Below are 18,453 nucleotides of genomic sequence, written 5' to 3' on the forward strand. Positions count from 1 at the left end.
CCGAGTCTACGCACGGGGCCCCCGGGAACGGGTGTGCACCTCCCCGAAGGGGAGGCGCACACCCGTTCTGCGGCCGACTTAGACGAGCGAGCGCAACACGTACTGCAGGATGCCGCCGTTGCGGTAGTAGTCGGCCTCACCGGGAGTGTCAATGCGGACAACCGCGTCGAACTCGACGGTCTGCTTGCCCTCGGCCGAGTGCTCGGTCGGCTCGGCGACCACATGCACTGTCTTCGGGGTCACGCCCTCGTTCAGCTTCTCAATGCCCGAGATGCTGATCGACTCGGTGCCGTCCAGTCCCAGCGACTCCCAGCTCTCGCCCGCGGGGAACTGCAGCGGCACGACGCCCATGCCGATGAGGTTGGAGCGGTGGATCCGCTCGAAGCTCTCAACGATGACCGCCTTGACGCCCAGGAGGCTCGTGCCCTTGGCCGCCCAATCGCGCGACGAGCCGGAGCCGTACTCCTTGCCACCCAGGATGACGAGCGGGGTGCCCTTGGCCTGGTAGTTCTCGGAGGCGTCGTAGATGAACGACTGCGGTGCGTCGGGCTTCGTGAAGTCGCGGGTGTAGCCCCCCTCCACACCGTCGAGCAGCTGGTTGCGCAGGCGGATGTTCGCGAAGGTCCCGCGGATCATCACCTCATGGTTGCCGCGGCGCGAGCCGTAGGAGTTGTAGTCCTTGCGGTCGATGCCGTGGGCGTCGAGGTAGCGACCGGCGGGGCTGTCGGCCTTGATCGAGCCGGCGGGACTGATGTGGTCGGTGGTGACGGAGTCGCCAAGCTTGGCGAGCACCCGCGCACCGGCGATGTCGGTGACCGGGGTCGTCTCCATCGTCATGCCGTCGAAGTACGGGGGCTTGCGCACGTAGGTCGAGGACTCGTCCCACTCGAAAATTGAACCCTCGGGGGTCTGTAGCGCCCGCCAGCGCTCGTCGCCGTCGAACACGCCCGCGTACTGCGTGTCGAACATCGACTTGTCGATCGAGGAGTCGATCGTCGCCTGCACCTCGGCCGCGTCGGGCCAGATGTCCTTCAGGAACACGTCCTTGCCGTCGGAGTCGGTGCCGAGCGCATCGACCTCGAAGTCGAAGTTCATCGAGCCGGCGAGTGCGTAGGCGATCACGAGCGGCGGGCTGGCCAGGTAGTTCATCTTCACGTCGGGGTTGATGCGGCCCTCGAAGTTGCGGTTGCCCGAGAGCACCGCGGTCACGGCGAGGTCGTTGTCCTGCACCGCGGTCGAGATCTCCTCCAGCAGCGGGCCGGAGTTGCCGATACAGGTCGTGCAGCCGTAGCCGACGGTGTAGAAGCCGAGCGCCTCGAGCGACTCGGTCAGACCGGCCTTCTCGTAGTAGTCGGTGACGACCTTGGAGCCCGGGGCCAGCGTGGTCTTCACCCACGGCTTGGCCTTCAGGCCCTTCTGCGTGGCGTTGCGGGCTAGCAGGCCGGCGGCGAGCATTACGGAGGGGTTCGACGTGTTGGTGCAGGAGGTGATCGCGGCGATCGCGACCGCGCCGTGGTCGATGGTGAAGCTCTCGCCCTCACCGAGCTCGACCGTGGTGGGCTTCGAGGCGGTGGACGGCGCGTGCGAGCGATGGGTGTGCTCGTGGCTGCTGTGGGCGTCCTGCGGCTGCAGTTCGCCCGGGTCGGAGGCCGGGAACGACTCGGCGATGGTGAGGTCGACGATGTCGTGCGAGACCTCCGCGTAGTTGTTGAGGTCCGATTCGAACTGCGTCTTGGCGGAGGAGAGCTCGATCCGGTCCTGGGGGCGCTTCGGACCCGCGATCGAGGGCACGACCGTCCCCAGGTCGAGTTCGAGGTATTCACTAAACACGGGCTCGACCGCGGGGTCGTGCCAGAGCTTCTGCAGCTTGGCGTACTGCTCGACGAGCGCGATCTGCTCGTCGCTGCGACCGGTGAGGCGCAGGTAGTCGAGAGTGACGTCGTCGATGGGGAACATCGCAGCGGTCGACCCGAACTCGGGGCTCATGTTCCCGATGGTGGCGCGGTTCGCGAGCGGAACCTCGGCGACGCCCGCTCCGTAGAACTCGACGAATTTGCCGACCACGCCGTGCTTGCGCAGCATCTGCGTGATGGTGAGCACGACGTCCGTCGCGGTCACACCGGTCGGGATCGCGCCGGCGAGCTTGAAGCCGACGACCTTCGGGATCAGCATCGACACGGGCTGACCGAGCATCGCGGCCTCGGCCTCGATGCCGCCGACGCCCCAGCCGAGCACGCCCAGACCGTTGACCATCGTCGTGTGCGAGTCGGTGCCGACACAGGTGTCGGGGTAGGCGCGCACGACGCCGCCGATCTCGCGCGTCATCGTGACGCGGGCTAAGTACTCGATGTTGACCTGGTGGACGATGCCGGTTCCCGGCGGGACGACCTTGAAGTCGTCGAAGGCGGTCTGCCCCCAGCGGAGGAACTGGTAGCGCTCGCCGTTGCGCTCGTACTCGAGTTCGACGTTGCGCTCCAGAGCGTCCTCGGTGCCGAAGAGGTCGGCGATGACGGAGTGGTCGATGACCATCTCGGCGGGAGCGAGCGGGTTGATCCGGTTCGCGTCGCCGCCGAGCGCCGCGACGGCCTCGCGCATGGTGGCGAGGTCGACGATGCAGGGCACGCCGGTGAAGTCCTGCATGACCACACGCGCGGGGGTGAACTGGATCTCGGTGTCGGGCTCCGACTCCGGCACCCATTCGCCGAGGGCACGGATGTGCTCAGCGGTGATGTTGGCGCCGTCCTCCGTGCGGAGGAGGTTCTCGAGCAGCACCTTGAGGCTGAACGGAAGCTTCTCGTGACCGGGGACCCGGTCGATGCGGAACACCTCGTAGTCGGTCGCGCCGACCGTCAGGGTGTCTTTGGATCCAAAGCTGTCTACCGCGGACACGTCGCCCTCTCCTTCGCTGACTGCAGCGTCCGCCGACGGGCGGCGCCGCTCTCCGTCCTCATCTTGACGACCGCGCACAGCGACCTGCCACCAAGGAGAACCTAACTCCACGACGTCGAAGCTCTCGGACGTCCTCGCCGCGACTGTGCGGGGAGGCGGGCGTTATTTATCTCGACGTCGAGACAATTCTACGCATGATCCGGAGTATCGCCCGCATCGGCGCGCTCGGCGACCACTCGGTACTCCGCGCGAACGGCGAGCACGGTGAGCACCAGCAGTGGCGCATAGAGCGGCAGGCCCAGGACGAGCTTCCAGGTGCCGAGCGCCGTGGTGTCCTGAGCGAGGTACAGCGGATACTGCACGGCCAGGCGCAGAAGGAAGAGCCCGGCCCAGGCGAGGGTCAGCACACCGAAGAGGCGGCGCTTGCGCCGGTCGCCGCGCCAGGCGGTCCCGTCGCCCATCAGGTAGCCGGCTGCTACTCCGATCAGCGGCCAGCGCACCAGGACCGAGACCAGGAAGACCAGGCCGTAGATCAGATTCGTGACCAGGCCCGGCACGAAGTTGTCGACGGCGCGCCCCGTGAAGAGAGCGAGGGCCGCCGAGACCACGACACCGAGTAGTCCACCGACCGCCTGGATCACCGGCGTCCGGCCCAGGACGCGCGCCACAGTGAAGGCCACGGCCAGTCCGACGGAGGCGACCAGCGAGAGAACGAGTTCCGCGGTGATCGTATAAAGCACCACGAAGGCGATGCCGGGCACGACGGCCTCGAGGATCCCCCGCACGCCGCCCATCGTGCGCAGCAGCGCACGCCCGTCGAACGGCTCGCCGTCCGCGACGGCACCGAGGCCGGAGCGACGAGCCGCCTGCGCGATAGCGTCGCCCGCTTCGGGCCGGGCCGGCTCCTCGCGGCCGGCCGGTTCCTCGTGCCGCGCAGGGTCCATGCCGGTCAGCTCGCGCTCTGCTGGGTCTGGCTACCGGTTGGCACCTTCAGCGGGATGAGGTCGCGCGGAGGCATCGGCCCACTGCCGCGCACCACGACGATGCTACGGAAGAGCTCCTCGACCGAGGCCGCGGCCTGCTCGTCGACGGCTCCGGCTCCGGCGATCACGCCGCGGAGGAACCAGCGCGGGCCGTCGACTCCGACAAACCGCGCAACGCGGGTCTGACCTCCCGCGAGGGGTAACTCGGCAACGAGCTCGGGGCCGAAGACCCCCTCGCGCTCGGTGGTCGAGCCGCCCTGACGGCCGATCTGCTCGGCGATCTGACCGCGGATCTCGTGCCAGAGGCCCGACGAGCGCGGGGCGGAAAAGGGCTGCACCTGCAGCGTCGAGCCGGCGTAGTCGAGCCCGACGGCGATGACGCGCTTAGTGCCCTCCTCGACCTCGAGGCGAATGTGCATGCCCTCGCGCGGGAGGACCTTCACTCCGCCGAGGTCAATGTAGGGGCGGACCGGATTGGCCTCGCGCTCGTCGAGCGGACCGGCTTCAGCGCGGTCCTCCGGCGCGGACTTCTCGAAGTCCTGCTGAACCGGCTCGGCGGCCTCGCCGGCCGTGGGCTGGATGTCGCTCATGCGCTCTCCTCGTGAATTCTGGTCTCCTGGGCTCCGGCGGCGTACCCGGTGGATCCGAAGCCGTCCGTGCCGCGGACAGAACCGGGAAGCTCCTCGACAGTGGTGAACCGTGCCTGCACGACGGGGACGATCACGAGCTGCGCGATCCGGTCGCCCGCGGTGACGTGGTAGCTCTCGCGCCTATCGGTGTTCAGCAGCGCCACCCGGATCTCGCCGCGATAGCCCGCGTCAATGGTGCCGGGGGCGTTGACGACGGTGATGCCGTGCGTGAAGGCGAGCCCGCTGCGGGGGACGACGAAGCCGACGTGACCCTCGGGCAGCGCGATCGCGACTCCGGTGCCGACGCTGGCGCGTTCGCCGGGTGCAAGCAGTACGTCCTGGGTGGAGTGCAGGTCGGCTCCGGCATCGCCCGGTCGGGCGTAGGAGGGGAGCCGGTCCGCGGTAATCGGAACGTCGACGGTTGCAAGCACGTGATGAGGGTAGACCACATCGTCTGGTGCAATAGGGTCATGCCGTCTTACCGAGAGAGGCTGTGGCCCGCGCCCTGGCTCTTCGTCGCCACCGCCCTCGTCATCCCCGCCAGCGTCCTGGTCTTCGCACCCATCGACCTACGGGTCGGAGTGATCGTCGCGATCGTGCTGTACGCAGGCTGCGTGCTGTCGCTGGTCGCTTTGTCTCCGGTGGTCGAGGTGACGGAGGGGGAGCTGCGCGCCGGTCGCGCTCACATCCCGCTCGATCTGGTGGGCGAGCCGTCCTCGTACACCGGGGATCAGGCGTTCGCCGAGCGGGGGCCCCGGCTGGACGCGCGGGCGTACCTGGTGATTCGCGGCTGGGTGAAGGACGTGGTGCGGGTACCGATCGAGGATCCGGCCGACCCCACGCCGTACTGGCTGGTCTCTACCCGCCGCCCGAACGACATCGTCGCCGCGATCCAGGGATCACGGCGACGGAGCGGTCGTCCTTCGGAGCCTGGTGGCGCTTAAGCGGCGCACTCCAGACAGATTGGTCCGAGCTTCTCCTCGTGGTCGATCTGCGAGCGGTGCTTCACCAGGAAGCAGCTCACGCACGTGAACTCATCCGCCTGAGGCGGAAGGACCACGACGTCCAGATCAAGGTCGGACAGATCGGCACCGGGCAGTTCGAATCCGGCCGGATTGTCGGCGTCATCGACGTCAACGACCCCGGACATCTTGTCGGGAACTCGCTCCTTCAGGGCCTCGATCGACTCGGAGTCGTCATCGGTCTTGCGGGGGGCGTCGTAGTCCGTAGCCATTCCCATCCACTTCTTATTTCTGCTCTTCAATAAATCGGCGGGGTCAGTGTGCATCACGACGCATCGATTCGCAAACCACGGAGGACGGCTCTTGACACCCGCTCGCCCCGCCTCCTTCCGCCCCAACTTTCGACCCGCCCGGGGTATTCCCGGTCAACAGCCCGGGCGCGTGGCATCCTTGCCCGGTCCGCGTCCACAAGGAGGGTCCCCGCGATGATGGAACTGAAGGTGATCGGCGTCGAGGGCGGATCGCTCGTGCTCGTGTCCGACGGCGGCGAGCGCTTCTCTGTCCGTATCGACGAGACGCTGCAGAGCCAGCTGCGGCCGCGCGTCCACTCCCTCCCCCCGCGCGAGAAGCGCGTCTCACCCCGCGAGATCCAGGCGCACATTCGCTCCGGACTCTCCGCTGAGGAGGTCGCCGAACTCACGGGCGCCGATCTGGGCTATGTGCAGCGCTTCGAGGGCCCGGTCACCGCCGAACGCGAGCACATCGTCGCCTCCGCACTCGCGGTCCGCGTCTACACGAGCACCGACCCCGATCCGCTCGAGGAGGGAACGCCGTTTGGCGGCGTCATCCGCGACCGGCTCGCCGCCCTCGGAGCCGAGGGCGAGCAGTGGTCGAGCTGGAAGGAAGAAGAAGGCTGGGTCGTCAAGCTCCTCTTCCGCTCCGACGAGATCGACCATGACGCCCGCTGGCGCTTCGACCCGCGGAAGGCGCTGCTCTCGCCGCTGACGTCCGAGGCCATCACGCTCTCTCAGCAGGGCGAGATCCGTCCGACGCTCATCCCTCGTCTGCGCGCGGTCATCCCCGCCGCGGTCGATGAGCTCGCGACCCGGTTCGACCCCGACTCGGCCGAGGCTCCGACCCGCTCCGCCCGGGCCGATCATCCGACGGCCGGCCGGCCCGCCGCGATGCCACACGCGCGTCCCGCCGCGGTGCGCCCCTCCGACACGGAGCCGCAGCCGGCCCTCGCCGAGAAGCCGCGCCCGATCTCGACACTCCCCCGCCCTGTCACCAGCACCACGGAGCAGCGCGAGCGCAACCTCAACGACACCGCCGACCTGCTCGACGCCCTGCGGCGTCGCCGAGGCGAGCGGGATCACGCCTCGAGCCTCCGAGGCCGCGAGGAACCGGAGCCCGAGGTCGAGCTTCCCGTGGCCGAGAAGGCGCCGGAGCCTCCGCGCGTCACTCCCCCGATCCCCGAGCAGCCATCGGGTGTGCGCGGGAGCATGCGCCGTGGCCGGGCCTCGATGCCGAGCTGGGACGAGATCGTCTTCGGGGCCCGCACGGACGACTGAGCGGTGCCCGCTGGCGTCCGTACCGGCTCAGGTGTGCGTACCGGCCGAGGCTTGCGTACCGCTCAGGCCTGCGTACCCCTCAGGCCAGTGCGCCGAAGCGGAGGAGCGGCACCTGCGTCTCCTCCGGCGTGAGTGAGCCGTGCTGCCCGACCATCGAGCGCCCGGACGAGTCATCGGCTGCGTAGTAGGCGATGGCCTTCCGTGCGGCGACGAACACATCGCCCATCCGCTCGGCCGCCTCCCGTGACACCTCGCCGAACCAGCCGCTCGCCACGACCTCCTCGCGTGTTGCGATCCAGGCGCGTGATCCCTCCGCCTCGATCCAGCGCCGCGCCACCTCCTCAGCGTCCACGCCCGGCTCGAGGTGCAGCTGGAGGCAGCGCGGCTCTCCGCCGAGGTGCCGGACGCCCTCGAGCAGCGGGCCGCGCTCAATGAGCACATGCGAGGAGGCGGGGACGTCCACGATCCCGTGGTCGGCCGTCACCAGCAGTCCCTCCCGAGCCGACAGCCCTCGGACCGTGCCGCCGACCTCGCCGTCCAGCAGCTCGAGCGCCGCAGTCCACTCCGGCGACTCCCAGCCGCGCGCGTGCGCCGCCTGGTCGAGCTCGGGGACGTAGAGGTACACCAGCTGCCGTCCCCCCTCGTCCAGCAGGGCGCGCGCCGCGGTGAAGCGCTCGGCGACGCCGCCCGCGGAGTGGTACTCGGCGCCGCGGAGGATCGCCTGCGTGAGACCGGAGTGCGCGTACCGTGCGGGGCCGATCACTCCCGCCCGGACGCCCGCTGCCCCGGCCTGCTCGAAGACCGTGGGGTGTGGCTGCCAGTGCTCGGGCACCATCCGCTCGTCCCAGCCGGAGAGCTGGTTGACCAGGCGGTCTGAGGCGCGGTCGAGCACGCGGTAGCCGACCATCCCGTGCCCGCCCGGGCGCAGGCCCGTTGTGAGACTCGCGAGGGCGACCGCCGTGGTCGTCGGAAATCCGGAGACGAGCGTGGTGCCGCGGTCCAGCCCGGGGGCGAGCGCGCGGGAGTGCCCTGAGCGTTGGCGGAGGTTCGCGGCACCGAGGCCGTCGACCAGGACGAGCACGATGCGTTCGACCCGGGGCAATCCGAAGAGCCCGGTGCGGCCCAGGAGCGCGTCGAGGGCGCCCGGCAGGACGTCGGCGAGGCTCCGCCGCCCGACGGGGGCTGGCGGTAGCATGTGGGTCATCGCGCCCAGTTTCGCACAGCGCCGCCGCCCCCGCCGGGCCGGTGCGGCGGATCGCCCGCGTGAACGGGAAGGCCGGTCCCGTCCGTGAGGCACCGCTTCCGTTCTGCCCGTCCCGTCGGGCGCCGATCGGCGGTGCACTCCCCCGCCGCCGTCCCGCGTCCGCCACCGAAGTGAGTCATGAACGCTGCAGCCCCTTCCTCCGGATCCTCGCTCACCGAGCGCATCGAGGACGTCGACGTCTCGGCCGAGATGGAGGGGTCCTTCCTCGAGTACGCCTATTCGGTGATCTATTCGCGGGCACTCCCCGACGCCCGGGACGGCCTCAAGCCGGTGCAGCGCCGCATCCTCTACATGATGAGCGAGATGGGTCTGCGACCCGATCACGGGCACGTAAAGTCGGCCCGCGTGGTCGGCGAGGTGATGGGCAAGCTGCACCCGCACGGCGACGCCTCGATCTACGACTCCCTGGTGCGTCTCGCGCAGCCGTTCACCATGCGGGTGGCGCTCGTCGACGGCCACGGCAATTTCGGCTCCCTCGACGACGGTCCGGCCGCATCGCGCTACACCGAGGCCCGTCTCGCTCCGGCCGCCACGGCAATGACCGAGCACCTCGGCGAAGACGTCGTCGACTTCGTGCCCAACTACGACAACTCGCACGACCAGCCCGAGGTCCTCCCCTCCGCGTTCCCGAACCTGCTGGTCAACGGCGCGAGCGGCATCGCCGTCGGCATGGCGACCAACATGGCTCCGCACAATCTCGTCGAGGTGATCGGGGCGGCGCGGCACCTGATCGCCCACCCTGATGCCTCCCTCGAGGACCTGATGTCGTTCGTCCCCGGGCCCGACTTCCCCAGCGGAGGGACGATCGTCGGCCTCGCCGGCGTGCGCGACGCCTATGCCACCGGCCGTGGCAGCTTCAAGACCCGCGCCCGCGTCGCTGTCGAGAGCATCACCGCGCGCAAGTCCGGCCTGGTCGTCACCGAGCTGCCCTACCTCGTCGGCGCCGAGAAGGTGATCGACAAGATCAAGGACGGCGTGCAGAACAAGAAGCTCAGCGGCATCTCGGACGTCACCGACCTGACGGATCGCGACAACGGCCTCCGCCTGGTGATTGGCATCAAGACCGGATTCAGTCCCGAAGCCGTCCTCGAGCAGCTCTACCGCTACACGCCGCTCGAGGACGCGTTCTCGATCAACAACGTCGCGCTGGTCGACGGCGGACCGCGAACCCTTGGTCTCAAGGAGCTGCTGCAGGTCTACATCGGCCACCGCGTGCAGGTCGTCACCCGCCGTTCCCGCTACCGCCTGCGCAAGCGTCAGGAGCGACTGCACCTCGTCGAGGGCCTCCTGATCGCGATCCTCGACATCGACGAGGTGATCCAGCTGATCCGTGGGAGCGACGACACGGCGGCGGCCCGCGCCCGGTTGATCGAGGTGTTCGATCTCAGCATCCTGCAGGCCGACTACATCCTCGAACTCCAGCTGCGCCGGCTCACCAGGTTCTCGCGCATCGAGCTCGAGACCGAGCGCGACACCCTTCTCGCCGAGATCGCCGAGCTGGAGGCACTGCTCGCCAGTCGCTCGCGGATCGACGAGCTGGTCTCGGACGAACTCGACGAGGTCGCACAGCGCCTGGGCACCCCACGCCGGACTCTGCTGACCGAGGCGCGCCCCTCCATCGCCACTACCGGGCGTAAGGCCGCGGCTGTCCTCGAAATCGCCGATGTCCCCTGCCGGGTACTCCTCAGCACCACCGGCCGCATGGTGCGCGTCGATCGCGACCCGGACGCGGCGCCGCACCCCGAGCGCGCCACCCGCCGCTCGAAGCACGACGCGGTGCTGAGCGTGCTCGACACAACGACCCGCGCCGAGATCGGCGCCGTCACCAGCGCCGGGCGACTGTTGCGCTTCTCCCCCGTGGATGTGCCGGTCGTACCCTCCTCCTCCGTGCAGCTGGGCGCCGGGGTGCGGATGAACGACTACCTCTCGCATCTGGCGAAGGATGAGCGCGTGCTCGCCCTCGTCGCTCTCGACGACGCGCGGCCGATCGCGCTCGGCACCCAGCAGGGCGTGGTCAAGCGCGTCGCGTCGGGCGAGCTACCGAACCGTCCGGATATCGAGCTCATCGCGCTGAAGCCGAAGGACACCGTCGTCGGAGCGGCCGCCTCGGCCGAGGAGGATGAGCTCGTCTTCGTCACCGGCGAGGCGCGGCTCCTGCGCTTCTCCGCGTCGGCCGTCCGCCCTCAGGGCCGCACAGCCGCGGGCATGGTCGGAGTGAAGCTCGCCGAGACCGACGACGTCGTGCACTTCGCCGTCGTCGCCGCCGAGGACAGGGACGAGGCGGTCGTCGCGACGGTCGCCGTCGACAGCTGGGCGCTTTCGGGGACGGACACCGGCAGCGCGAAGGTGTCACCGTTCTCCGAGTTCCCCGCGAAGGGCCGAGCCACCGGCGGAGTGCGGGCTCAGCGGTTCCTCAAGGGCGAGACGGCCCTCGGAGTCGCCTGGGTCGGCCCCGGTCCCGCGCACGCCCTCGAGGCCGACGGCTCTGTCGCCGCCCTCCCGGACTCCGGAATGAAGCGCGACGGCTCCGGAGTCGCCCTCGCGACCCCGATCGTGACCATTGGAGCGGCGCCCGAGCTGTTCTGAGCCACGGACCCCCGCGGCTCAGACGTCGATGCGGTCCCGCGAGAGCGACTCCGAGCCGCGGACGATGAACTCCTTGCGTGGTGCGACCTCGTTGCCCATCAGCAGCTCGAAGACCCGCCCGGCGTTCTCGGCGTCGGCTACCCGCACCCGGCGCAGGGTTCGGCGGGCGCGGTCCATCGTCGTCGTCGCAAGCTGGTCCGCGTCCATCTCGCCGAGGCCCTTGTAGCGCTGGATCGGGTCCTGGAAACGGCGTCCTGCCTTGCCGAGTGCGGCGAGCACGCTCTGCAGCTCCTTCTCGGAGTAGGTATAGATCGTCTCGTTCGGCTTCTTGCCTGCGTTGATCACAACCAGGCGGTGCAGCGGAGGTACGGCCGCGAACACGCGCCCCGCCTCGACCAGTGGCCGCATGTAGCGGAAGAAGAGCGTCAGCAGCAGTGTGCGGATGTGGGCACCGTCCACGTCGGCGTCGCTCATCAGGATGACCTTCCCGTAGCGCGCAGCGGACAGATCGAAGGAGCGGCCCGAGCCGGCGCCGATCACCTGGATCATCGACGCGCACTCGGCATTTGAGAGCATGTCGGCGATGCTCGCCTTCTGCGTATTGAGGATCTTCCCGCGGATCGGCAGCAGTGCCTGGTACTCACTGTTGCGGGCGAGCTTTGCCGTCCCGAGCGCAGAATCGCCCTCGACGATGAAGAGTTCGCTGTTCTCAACGTCATTGCTCCGGCAGTCCACGAGCTTCGCCGGCAGCGAGGAGGACTCCAGCGCGTTCTTACGGCGCTGAGTCTCCTTGTGCGCACGGGCCGAGATCCGCGACTTCATCTCGGCGACGACCTTCTCGAGCAATTGCGCGGTCTGCGCCTTGTCCTCCCGGCGGGTGGAGGAGAAGACAGCGCCCAGAGTCGAGGCGATGGTCGACGCGACGATCGCGCGGACCGCGGGCGTACCGAGCACCTCCTTGGTCTGGCCCTCGAACTGCGGCTCGGGAAGGCGCACGGTCAGCACGGCGCTGAGCCCCGCGAGGACGTCGTCCTTCTCGAGCTTGTCCGAGCCGACCTTCAGCCGCCGCGCGTTCGCCTCCACCTGCGATCGGAGCAGCTTCAGCAGCCCCTGCTCGAAACCGGTCTGGTGCGTCCCGCCCTTGGGCGTCGAGATGATGTTGACGAAGCTGCGCATCACCGTCTCGTAGCCGGTCCCCCAGCGCAGCGCGATGTCGACCTCGCAGGTGCGCTCGACCTCGGTGGGCACCATCGCGCCGCCGGGAGTGAGCACCGGCACCGTCTCGGTGAAGGTGCCCGAGCCGGTCAGACGCAGCACATCGGTCACAGGCGCATCGGGAGCGAGGAACTCGACGAACTCCGAGATACCGCCGTCGTAGCGGAACATCTCGGCGCGGCGCTCCTCCGCCCGGTCGTCGACGATGTCGATGGTGAGCCCGGGGACGAGGAACGCGGTCTGTCGGGCGCGGGTGACCAGGTCATCCGTCTGGAACGAGGCGCCCTTCGTGAAGATCTGCTGGTCGGCCCAATAGCGCACGCGGGTGCCGGTGACGCCCTTGGCGACCTTCCCGACCACCGTCAGCTCCGATCCGTTCTCGAACGGCGTGAACGGGGCGTCAGGAGTGGGCTCGCCCGCATCGGCAAAGTGGCCCGGCTCGCCGCGGTGGAATGACATCCGATAGGTGCGGCCGTTGCGGTCTACCTCGACGTCCAGGCGCTCCGAGAGCGCGTTGACCACCGAGGCGCCGACCCCGTGCAAACCGCCGGACGCGGCGTACGAGCCGGAGCCGAACTTGCCGCCCGCGTGCAGCTTGGTGAAGACGACCTCCACGCCAGAGAGCCCGGTCTTGGGCTCGATGTCGACGGGGATACCGCGCGCACGGTCGCGGACCTCGACGCTGCCGTCCGCGTGCAGCAGCACACTGATGTCCGTGCCGTGCCCGGCCAAGGCCTCGTCGACGGAGTTGTCGATGACCTCCCATAGGCAGTGCATGAGGCCGCGCGAATCGGTCGACCCGATGTACATGCCGGGCCGCTTCCGGACCGCCTCGAGACCCTCGAGAACGGAGAGGTGCCGGGCGTTGTAGTCGGTGGAGGCCATCCGGTCAGTCTACTTTCGCGAGCGGCGCGGACCGCGGTGGCGCGTTGCACCGCGGCCCCACGACGGCTCCGGGACATGGGGGCCCCTACGCGCAGAGCGAAATGCCGTCCGATCGACTCCGTGCGGAAACAATCGCGTGCTTGGATGGGTTCCGCTAAGCAGAGATCGAAGACCGAGTGCAGGAGGCCAAGTCATGTCGACCACAGCAACCCAGAACGGCGTGGACGAACTCGCCGGTGCCCACCAGCTCTCCGCCGCCGACCGCTGCGACAGCTGCGGTGCGCAAGCGTACATCCGAGTGGTCGTGAACAACGGAGAACTGCTGTTCTGCGCACACCACGGCAAGAAGTATCAGGAGAAGCTTTCCAGCATCGCTCAGAGTTGGCACGATGAGTCCGCCCGGCTCTTCGAGGAGCAGCGCCCGTAGCGCGTCCCCGGTCAGCCCGGGTCGACCCGCCGAAGCTTTATCGGTCGGCGCCGCTACCGACCGAAACTTCTACCGATCAACCGTTCTACCGATCAACCGTTCTACCGATCGACTCTACCGATCGACACCGAGCCGCTTTGCGATCACTTCGCGGGCGGCTCGTGCCGTCTCATCGACCGAGCGGATGCGCGAATCTGACGCGGAGTACGAGTCGCCGAGCGCCCGGCTGAGAATGGCATCGGCAAGCACCGGATTCTTCGCGAGAACGGGGCCGTGCAAGTGGGTGGCGAGCAGACCCCCCACGGAGTAGCCCTCGTACCCGGCTCCGTCACCGGTGCCGTGCAGTACCCGGCCCAGCGCGTCCTCGGGGGCGATGCCGGTCATTCGACGTTCGTGGTTTTCAAAACCGACCAGAATGCCGTCCGAGCTCTCGATGAGGAGGTCGTCGGTCGCTCGCTCGCCCGCCACAGAGGCACCGGGAAAGAGGCCGATGCCCTCGATATCGCCAGCCGACGTGCCGATCGACCCCGCCAGCATCTCCCAGCCGGCGCCCACAGCGATGACCTGCGTGCCCTGAGCGACCCACGAGTGCAGTGTCGGCGCGATCTCGCGAAGGAGTGCGAGAACCTCGGGGAGGTCGTAATCCGCTCCGGTGCCGGCGACCAGCACATGCGGGCGCACCTCGGCGTCTGCGGCAGCGGCCAGCGGCACCACGTCGGCCGCGATCCCCGACCAGCGTGCGCGGGCCGCGAGTACGCGGGCGTTCGCCGCGTCGCCGTTGCTGTCCAGGACGTCGGGCGTGAGCACGGCGATGCGGAGGGTGGTCACGCGGTCTCCTCGCGGTTGGTGACGAGGTGCAGGTGCGCGCGCGTGCGGCGCATGGAGTCGGCCGAGAAGACGATGGTCTTCCGGCCAGTGACGGGGGTCGGCAGCGCGAGGAACCAGTCCAGCGCGCGTCCGAGGTCGTCGTCGACCTGGTCGATCACGACTCCGTCGTAGCGCAGATGCAGCGCCGCCTCCTGCGCCTTCGACCCGGAGACGATCCGCACGCGTCCGAGCGCCGAGGTGTCGACGGGCCAGAAGTAGGAGGGGTCGCGCACATCGGAGCCGATGGCGAGCATGATCTGCTCGGTTCCCTCGGGGATCTCGGTGATGTTCAGACGGTAGCTGGCCGGGTTCTGCACGAGCACGAACTCCACCTCCTGCCCGCGCAGGGTCACGACCTCGCCCCGCCCGAAGACGGGGTCGATGGCGGACAGTGCTGATGCGGTGATCGTTGCGTCGAAGCGCTCGGCCAGGACGGCACGGGCCGTCGAGACGGCAGCCGCTGCGTCGACCGCGTAGTGCACTCCTCGGGCGGGCAGGCGCACCTCGAGCGGATCGCCGTCGCTGACGATCCGTGCCATCGCTCCCCGGGTGCTCTCGACGACGGTGGTGGCGCGATCGGTGCCACCCTCCGACTCCGAGGCGTAGCCGAGACCGCCCGCAGCGGCCTCGCGCACCGCGTCGGAGACGCCGTACCAGCGGATCCGATCGCTCGCGAGCGAGGTCGCGACATCGGCGACATGGCGGTCGTCGGCATTGAGCACGACGGAACCAGTGGCCCGAGACGCGATCGTGCCGAGCATGCGGGCGACCATCGCTGGGTCGAAGAAGCGGTCGATCTGGTCGACGACGACGTTCGTCAGCAGAACGACCCGGGGACGCATCCGAGGCGCGAGCCGTGCGCCGTGCCCCTCATCCATCTCGAGGACGGCAATGTCCGCATCGATCCTCCCGCGCAGGTCGGCGCGTTCGAGCAGTGCGGAGGTCAGGCCCTGGGCGATGTTCGCCGTGGACGGATTCGTGAAGACGCGGAGTCCGTGTGCGCGCAGGACGGCGACCAGCATCTTGGTGGTCGTGGATTTGCCCGCGGATCCGGTCACGACGACGAGGCCGTCGGGGAAGCCGTCGAGCACGGCGGGCAGGAAGCCGGGCGCGATCCGATTCACCACGAGCCCGGGCACCGCAGAACCGCCGCCGGGCTTGCGGACCCGCGCAGCGAACCGCGCGGCCCTCCCGAGGAGGACCGCCGGCGCGTAGCGGATCACCGGCCTACTCGAGGTAGTCGCGGAGCGACTGCGAGCGGGACGGGTGGCGAAGCTTGGCCATCGTCTTGGACTCGATCTGGCGGATTCGCTCGCGCGTCACACCGAAGGTGTCACCGATCTGGTCGAGCGTCTTGGGCATGCCGTCGCCGAGGCCGAAGCGCATGCGGATCACGCCGGCCTCGCGCTCCGAGAGCGAGTCGAGCAGCGACTCAAGCTGCTTCTGCAGCATGGTGAAGCCAACGGCGTCGGCCGGCACGACCGCCTCGGTGTCCTCGATGAGGTCGCCGAATTCGCTGTCGCCGTCCTCGCCCAGGGGGGTATGCAGCGAGATCGGTTCGCGGCCGTACTTCTGCACCTCGACGACCTTCTCGGGGGTCATGTCCAGCTCGCGCGAGAGTTCCTCGGGCGTGGGCTCGCGACCCAGGTCCTGCAGCATCTGGCGCTGCACGCGGGCGAGCTTGTTGATGACCTCGACCATATGCACCGGGATGCGGATCGTGCGGGCCTGATCGGCCATCGCGCGGGTGATCGCTTGACGGATCCACCAGGTCGCGTAGGTCGAGAACTTGAAGCCCTTGGTGTAGTCGAACTTTTCAACGGCACGGATCAGACCGAGGTTGCCCTCCTGGATCAGGTCGAGGAACTGCATGCCCCGACCCGTGTAGCGCTTGGCGAGGCTGACCACGAGTCGGAGGTTCGCTCCGAGCAGGTGACTCTTCGCGCGCTGTCCGTCCTTCGCGACCCAGCGAAGTTCGCGGACGAGTTCCGGACTGAGGTCGCTCGAGTTGGCGAGCTTGTCCTCGGCGAACAGGCCGGCCTCGATGCGCATCGCAAGCTCGACCTCCTCTGCCGCGTTTAGAAGCGCGACCTTCCCGATCTGCTTGAGGTAGTCCTTGACCGGGTCGGCGGTAGCGCCGGTGATCGCGGTCGAGTAGACGGGGACCTCGTCGTCCTCACCGCCGAACGAGAGGACGAGCGCTCCGCTGGGGAGCGGCTCCACCGGAGCAGCGGCGGTAGCGGCAGCGGCAGGAGTGTCGGGAGTCTCCGTGTCGTCCTTCGCCTCGGTCTCGGTCTCCTCGGCGACGACCTCGGTCTCGTCATCCTCCGCGACCTCGGGCTCGTCGGCCTCGACGGCGTCCGTCGGCTCCTCCTCGGTGTCGGCCTGCGCAGCCGCCTTGGTGGTGGCGCGCGAGCGTGTGGTCTTAGCCGCCGCGGGCTTGGCCGCCGCGGGCTTGCGCGCTGCGGGCTTCTTCAAGGTCGTCGTTACGTCGTCGTTGACGTCGTCGAGCGTTGCGGTCTTGGTAGCTCTGGTGGCCATGGCGGCACCTCTCCATCCGTTGCGACCCGGGGGCGGGCGGCGCCAGGGAGGGCGTCGTCCGTCGGTGGGCATTACGAGGACCCATGTCAAGTCGAGGACATCGCACGCCCGACGTGGGCGTGGTGTTCCTCGACCCGAACGGGTCCTATTGACAATTATTGCACGTCTGAGTAGTGCAGCCGTGCGGTGGGGGCGAGTGGCGCTCGGTCCGAGGGGTCCGAGCCGCTCTAGAGGACACTGTGTGTACAGATCGTCGGAGTCAGTGGCTCGGTATCTGTGGGTCGGCAGGAGCCCGTGTCAGCGTCACGCGCGGCCGCGGCGAAGACGATCATTCAGTGCAACCCAGAGAGGGGCGACGGTTATTCCCTCGTCCTCCGCTAGGCGACGGCGGGTTCGGCGACGCGCGAGGAGGAGTCCCGCGACGCCGGCGCCGATCACCACGTACTGCACGCACCACGCCAGGCGGAAGTGCTCTAGCGAATAGGTCCGCTCGGAGGAGGCGCCCGGTCCAGCGAGGGCGTCCAGGATCAGCCCGATCGCGAACATCATCGTAAAGCTGGCGAGGAATCCCCCGACGTTCACGACGCCGTTCGCCGCCCCGAGGCTCCTCGAGGGATTGAAGGTGCGGGCGAAATCGAACCCGATCATCGACCCGGGGCCACCCGCGCCCACCACGATCAGCAGGAGAACGATCAGCCAGTACGGCGGGACGCCGGGCCAGAGCAGCACGACGGTCCAGGCGACGGCCATCGCCGAGACGATGCCGAGCACGAGGTTGCTGCGGCGCGTCGGGTGGCGCGCGGTGAGGATCCCGAGGACCGGCCCGACGACAACGCCCGCGATCATGACGATGGTGAGCGTCGGTGCCGCAACCGTGGGCGGCAGGCCGATCGCGTAGACGAGGAACGGGTAGCCCCAGAGGAGCGTGAAGACCGTGCCGGAGGACTGCGTCACGAAATGCGACCAGAAGCCGAGCTGCGTCCCCGGCCGACGCATGCTCACTCCGAGCTGCGCGATCGTTGCGCGGAGTGTCGGCGGCACGAGGACGATCGGCGCGGTGCGCGGCGGGACGTCGGCGATGAGGAGGAGGACGCCGAGGAAGGACACCGCGCCCAGGCCGGCAGCCGAGAGGAACGCCGGCTCCCAACCGAAGGCATGCAGGATGGCCGCGAACGGGAGAGCGGAGAGGATCTGACCGACCTGGCCGATGTTGCCGATCCACTGCGAGAGCTGGGGCACGATCGGCCCGCTGAACCAGGCGATGATCAAACGGATCACCGAGGTGAAGATCGCCGCATCGCCCGCTCCGAGCAGGACACGTCCGAGGACCGCGACGCCGATGCTCGGTGCGAACGCGACCACGACCTGTCCGGCCGCCATCATGGCTGTGCCGGTGAGGATGAGCGTCCGCGGACCGAATCGGTCGATCAGGATCCCGACCGGGATCTGCATCCCGGCGTAGACAATCAGCTGAACGACAGCGAGCGTCGAGAGGAGGGCGGCCGCCACTCCGAACCGCTCCGCGGCGTCCACTCCGGCGACGCCCAGCGTCGTGCGGTCCAGGACCGCGACGAGGTAGGCGGACCCTCCGGCACCGAAGACGAACCAGGCTCGACGATTTCGCACTCGTCCGA

15 protein-coding genes are annotated in these 18,453 nt (G+C 68.9%); 4 read left to right on the plus strand and 11 right to left on the minus strand.

Going from position 1 to position 18,453, the window contains the following annotated elements:
* Positions 1-78: 78 nt before the first annotated feature.
* From acnA to dut, 4 genes are all read right to left on the minus strand, one after another.
* Complete coding sequence (acnA, locus tag C1O28_RS06110) at positions 79-2,889, minus strand: aconitate hydratase AcnA (RefSeq protein WP_097165936.1); 2,811 nt, start codon at positions 2,887-2,889, stop codon at positions 79-81.
* A 188-nt stretch (positions 2,890-3,077) separates the two neighbouring features.
* A complete protein-coding gene (locus tag C1O28_RS06115; RefSeq protein WP_097165935.1) occupies positions 3,078-3,833 on the minus strand; it encodes a DUF3159 domain-containing protein in 756 nt (251 codons plus the stop codon).
* 5 nt (positions 3,834-3,838) lie between these two features.
* Positions 3,839-4,462 carry a DUF3710 domain-containing protein gene (locus C1O28_RS06120; protein WP_097165934.1) on the minus strand — a complete coding sequence of 208 codons (624 nt, stop codon included), beginning with the start codon at positions 4,460-4,462 and terminating at the stop codon, positions 3,839-3,841.
* Complete coding sequence (gene dut / locus C1O28_RS06125) at positions 4,459-4,932, minus strand: dUTP diphosphatase (protein ID WP_097166082.1); 474 nt, start codon at positions 4,930-4,932, stop codon at positions 4,459-4,461. Before dut ends, C1O28_RS06120 begins: the two co-directional genes overlap by 4 nt.
* Before the next feature lie 39 nt (positions 4,933-4,971).
* Here dut and C1O28_RS06130 point away from each other — a divergent pair, with 39 nt between their 5' ends.
* Entirely contained in the window at positions 4,972-5,445 is a 474-nt protein-coding gene (locus C1O28_RS06130) for a DUF3093 domain-containing protein (protein ID WP_097165933.1), read from the plus strand.
* Here C1O28_RS06130 and C1O28_RS06135 read toward each other — a convergent pair.
* Positions 5,442-5,735 (minus strand): DUF4193 domain-containing protein, encoded by a 294-nt coding sequence (locus tag C1O28_RS06135; RefSeq protein ID WP_097165932.1) that lies wholly within the window; start codon positions 5,733-5,735, stop codon positions 5,442-5,444. The genes C1O28_RS06130 and C1O28_RS06135 overlap by 4 nt on opposite strands.
* A 213-nt stretch (positions 5,736-5,948) precedes the next feature.
* On the opposite strand from C1O28_RS06135, the gene sepH reads away from it, so the two are divergent.
* A complete protein-coding gene (gene sepH, locus C1O28_RS06140; protein WP_097165931.1) occupies positions 5,949-7,034 on the plus strand; it encodes a septation protein SepH in 1,086 nt (361 codons plus the stop codon).
* Between the two features lie 79 nt (positions 7,035-7,113).
* On the opposite strand, the gene C1O28_RS06145 is transcribed toward sepH, so the two are convergent.
* Positions 7,114-8,238 (minus strand): alkaline phosphatase family protein, encoded by a 1,125-nt coding sequence (locus C1O28_RS06145; protein WP_237397981.1) that lies wholly within the window; start codon positions 8,236-8,238, stop codon positions 7,114-7,116.
* A gap of 177 nt (positions 8,239-8,415) precedes the next feature.
* Between C1O28_RS06145 and C1O28_RS06150 the strand changes: the two genes are divergently transcribed.
* Positions 8,416-10,884 carry a DNA gyrase/topoisomerase IV subunit A gene (locus C1O28_RS06150; protein WP_097165930.1) on the plus strand — a complete coding sequence of 823 codons (2,469 nt, stop codon included), beginning with the start codon at positions 8,416-8,418 and terminating at the stop codon, positions 10,882-10,884.
* 18 nt (positions 10,885-10,902) lie between these two features.
* Here the strand turns inward: C1O28_RS06150 and C1O28_RS06155 are convergent, their stop codons facing one another.
* Positions 10,903-12,984: a DNA gyrase/topoisomerase IV subunit B gene (locus C1O28_RS06155; RefSeq protein WP_097165929.1), complete on the minus strand. Its 2,082-nt coding sequence runs from the start codon at positions 12,982-12,984 to the stop codon at positions 10,903-10,905.
* Positions 12,985-13,177: 193 nt separating this feature from the next.
* Here C1O28_RS06155 and C1O28_RS06160 point away from each other — a divergent pair, with 193 nt between their 5' ends.
* Entirely contained in the window at positions 13,178-13,411 is a 234-nt protein-coding gene (locus C1O28_RS06160) for a DUF7455 domain-containing protein (RefSeq protein ID WP_068212876.1), read from the plus strand.
* A 114-nt stretch (positions 13,412-13,525) separates the two neighbouring features.
* On the opposite strand, the gene C1O28_RS15080 is transcribed toward C1O28_RS06160, so the two are convergent.
* The 4 genes from C1O28_RS15080 to C1O28_RS06180 form a co-directional block, all read right to left on the minus strand.
* Positions 13,526-14,239, minus strand: coding sequence for a type 1 glutamine amidotransferase (locus C1O28_RS15080; protein WP_160487503.1), 714 nt, complete (start codon positions 14,237-14,239; stop codon positions 13,526-13,528).
* Positions 14,236-15,501, minus strand: a complete 1,266-nt coding sequence (locus tag C1O28_RS06170) for a Mur ligase family protein (protein WP_097165927.1) — start codon at positions 15,499-15,501, stop codon at positions 14,236-14,238. The genes C1O28_RS15080 and C1O28_RS06170 overlap by 4 nt, the downstream gene beginning before the upstream one ends.
* 4 nt (positions 15,502-15,505) lie before the next feature.
* A complete protein-coding gene (locus C1O28_RS06175; protein WP_097165926.1) occupies positions 15,506-16,819 on the minus strand; it encodes an RNA polymerase sigma factor in 1,314 nt (437 codons plus the stop codon).
* 303 nt (positions 16,820-17,122) lie between these two features.
* On the minus strand, positions 17,123-18,445 hold the full coding sequence (locus tag C1O28_RS06180) for an MFS transporter (protein WP_097165925.1): 1,323 nt from the start codon (positions 18,443-18,445) through the stop codon (positions 17,123-17,125).
* Positions 18,446-18,453 lie beyond the last annotated feature (8 nt).

It is taken from the genome of Rathayibacter rathayi (assembly GCF_004011095.1).
Classification (GTDB): domain Bacteria; phylum Actinomycetota; class Actinomycetes; order Actinomycetales; family Microbacteriaceae; genus Rathayibacter; species Rathayibacter rathayi.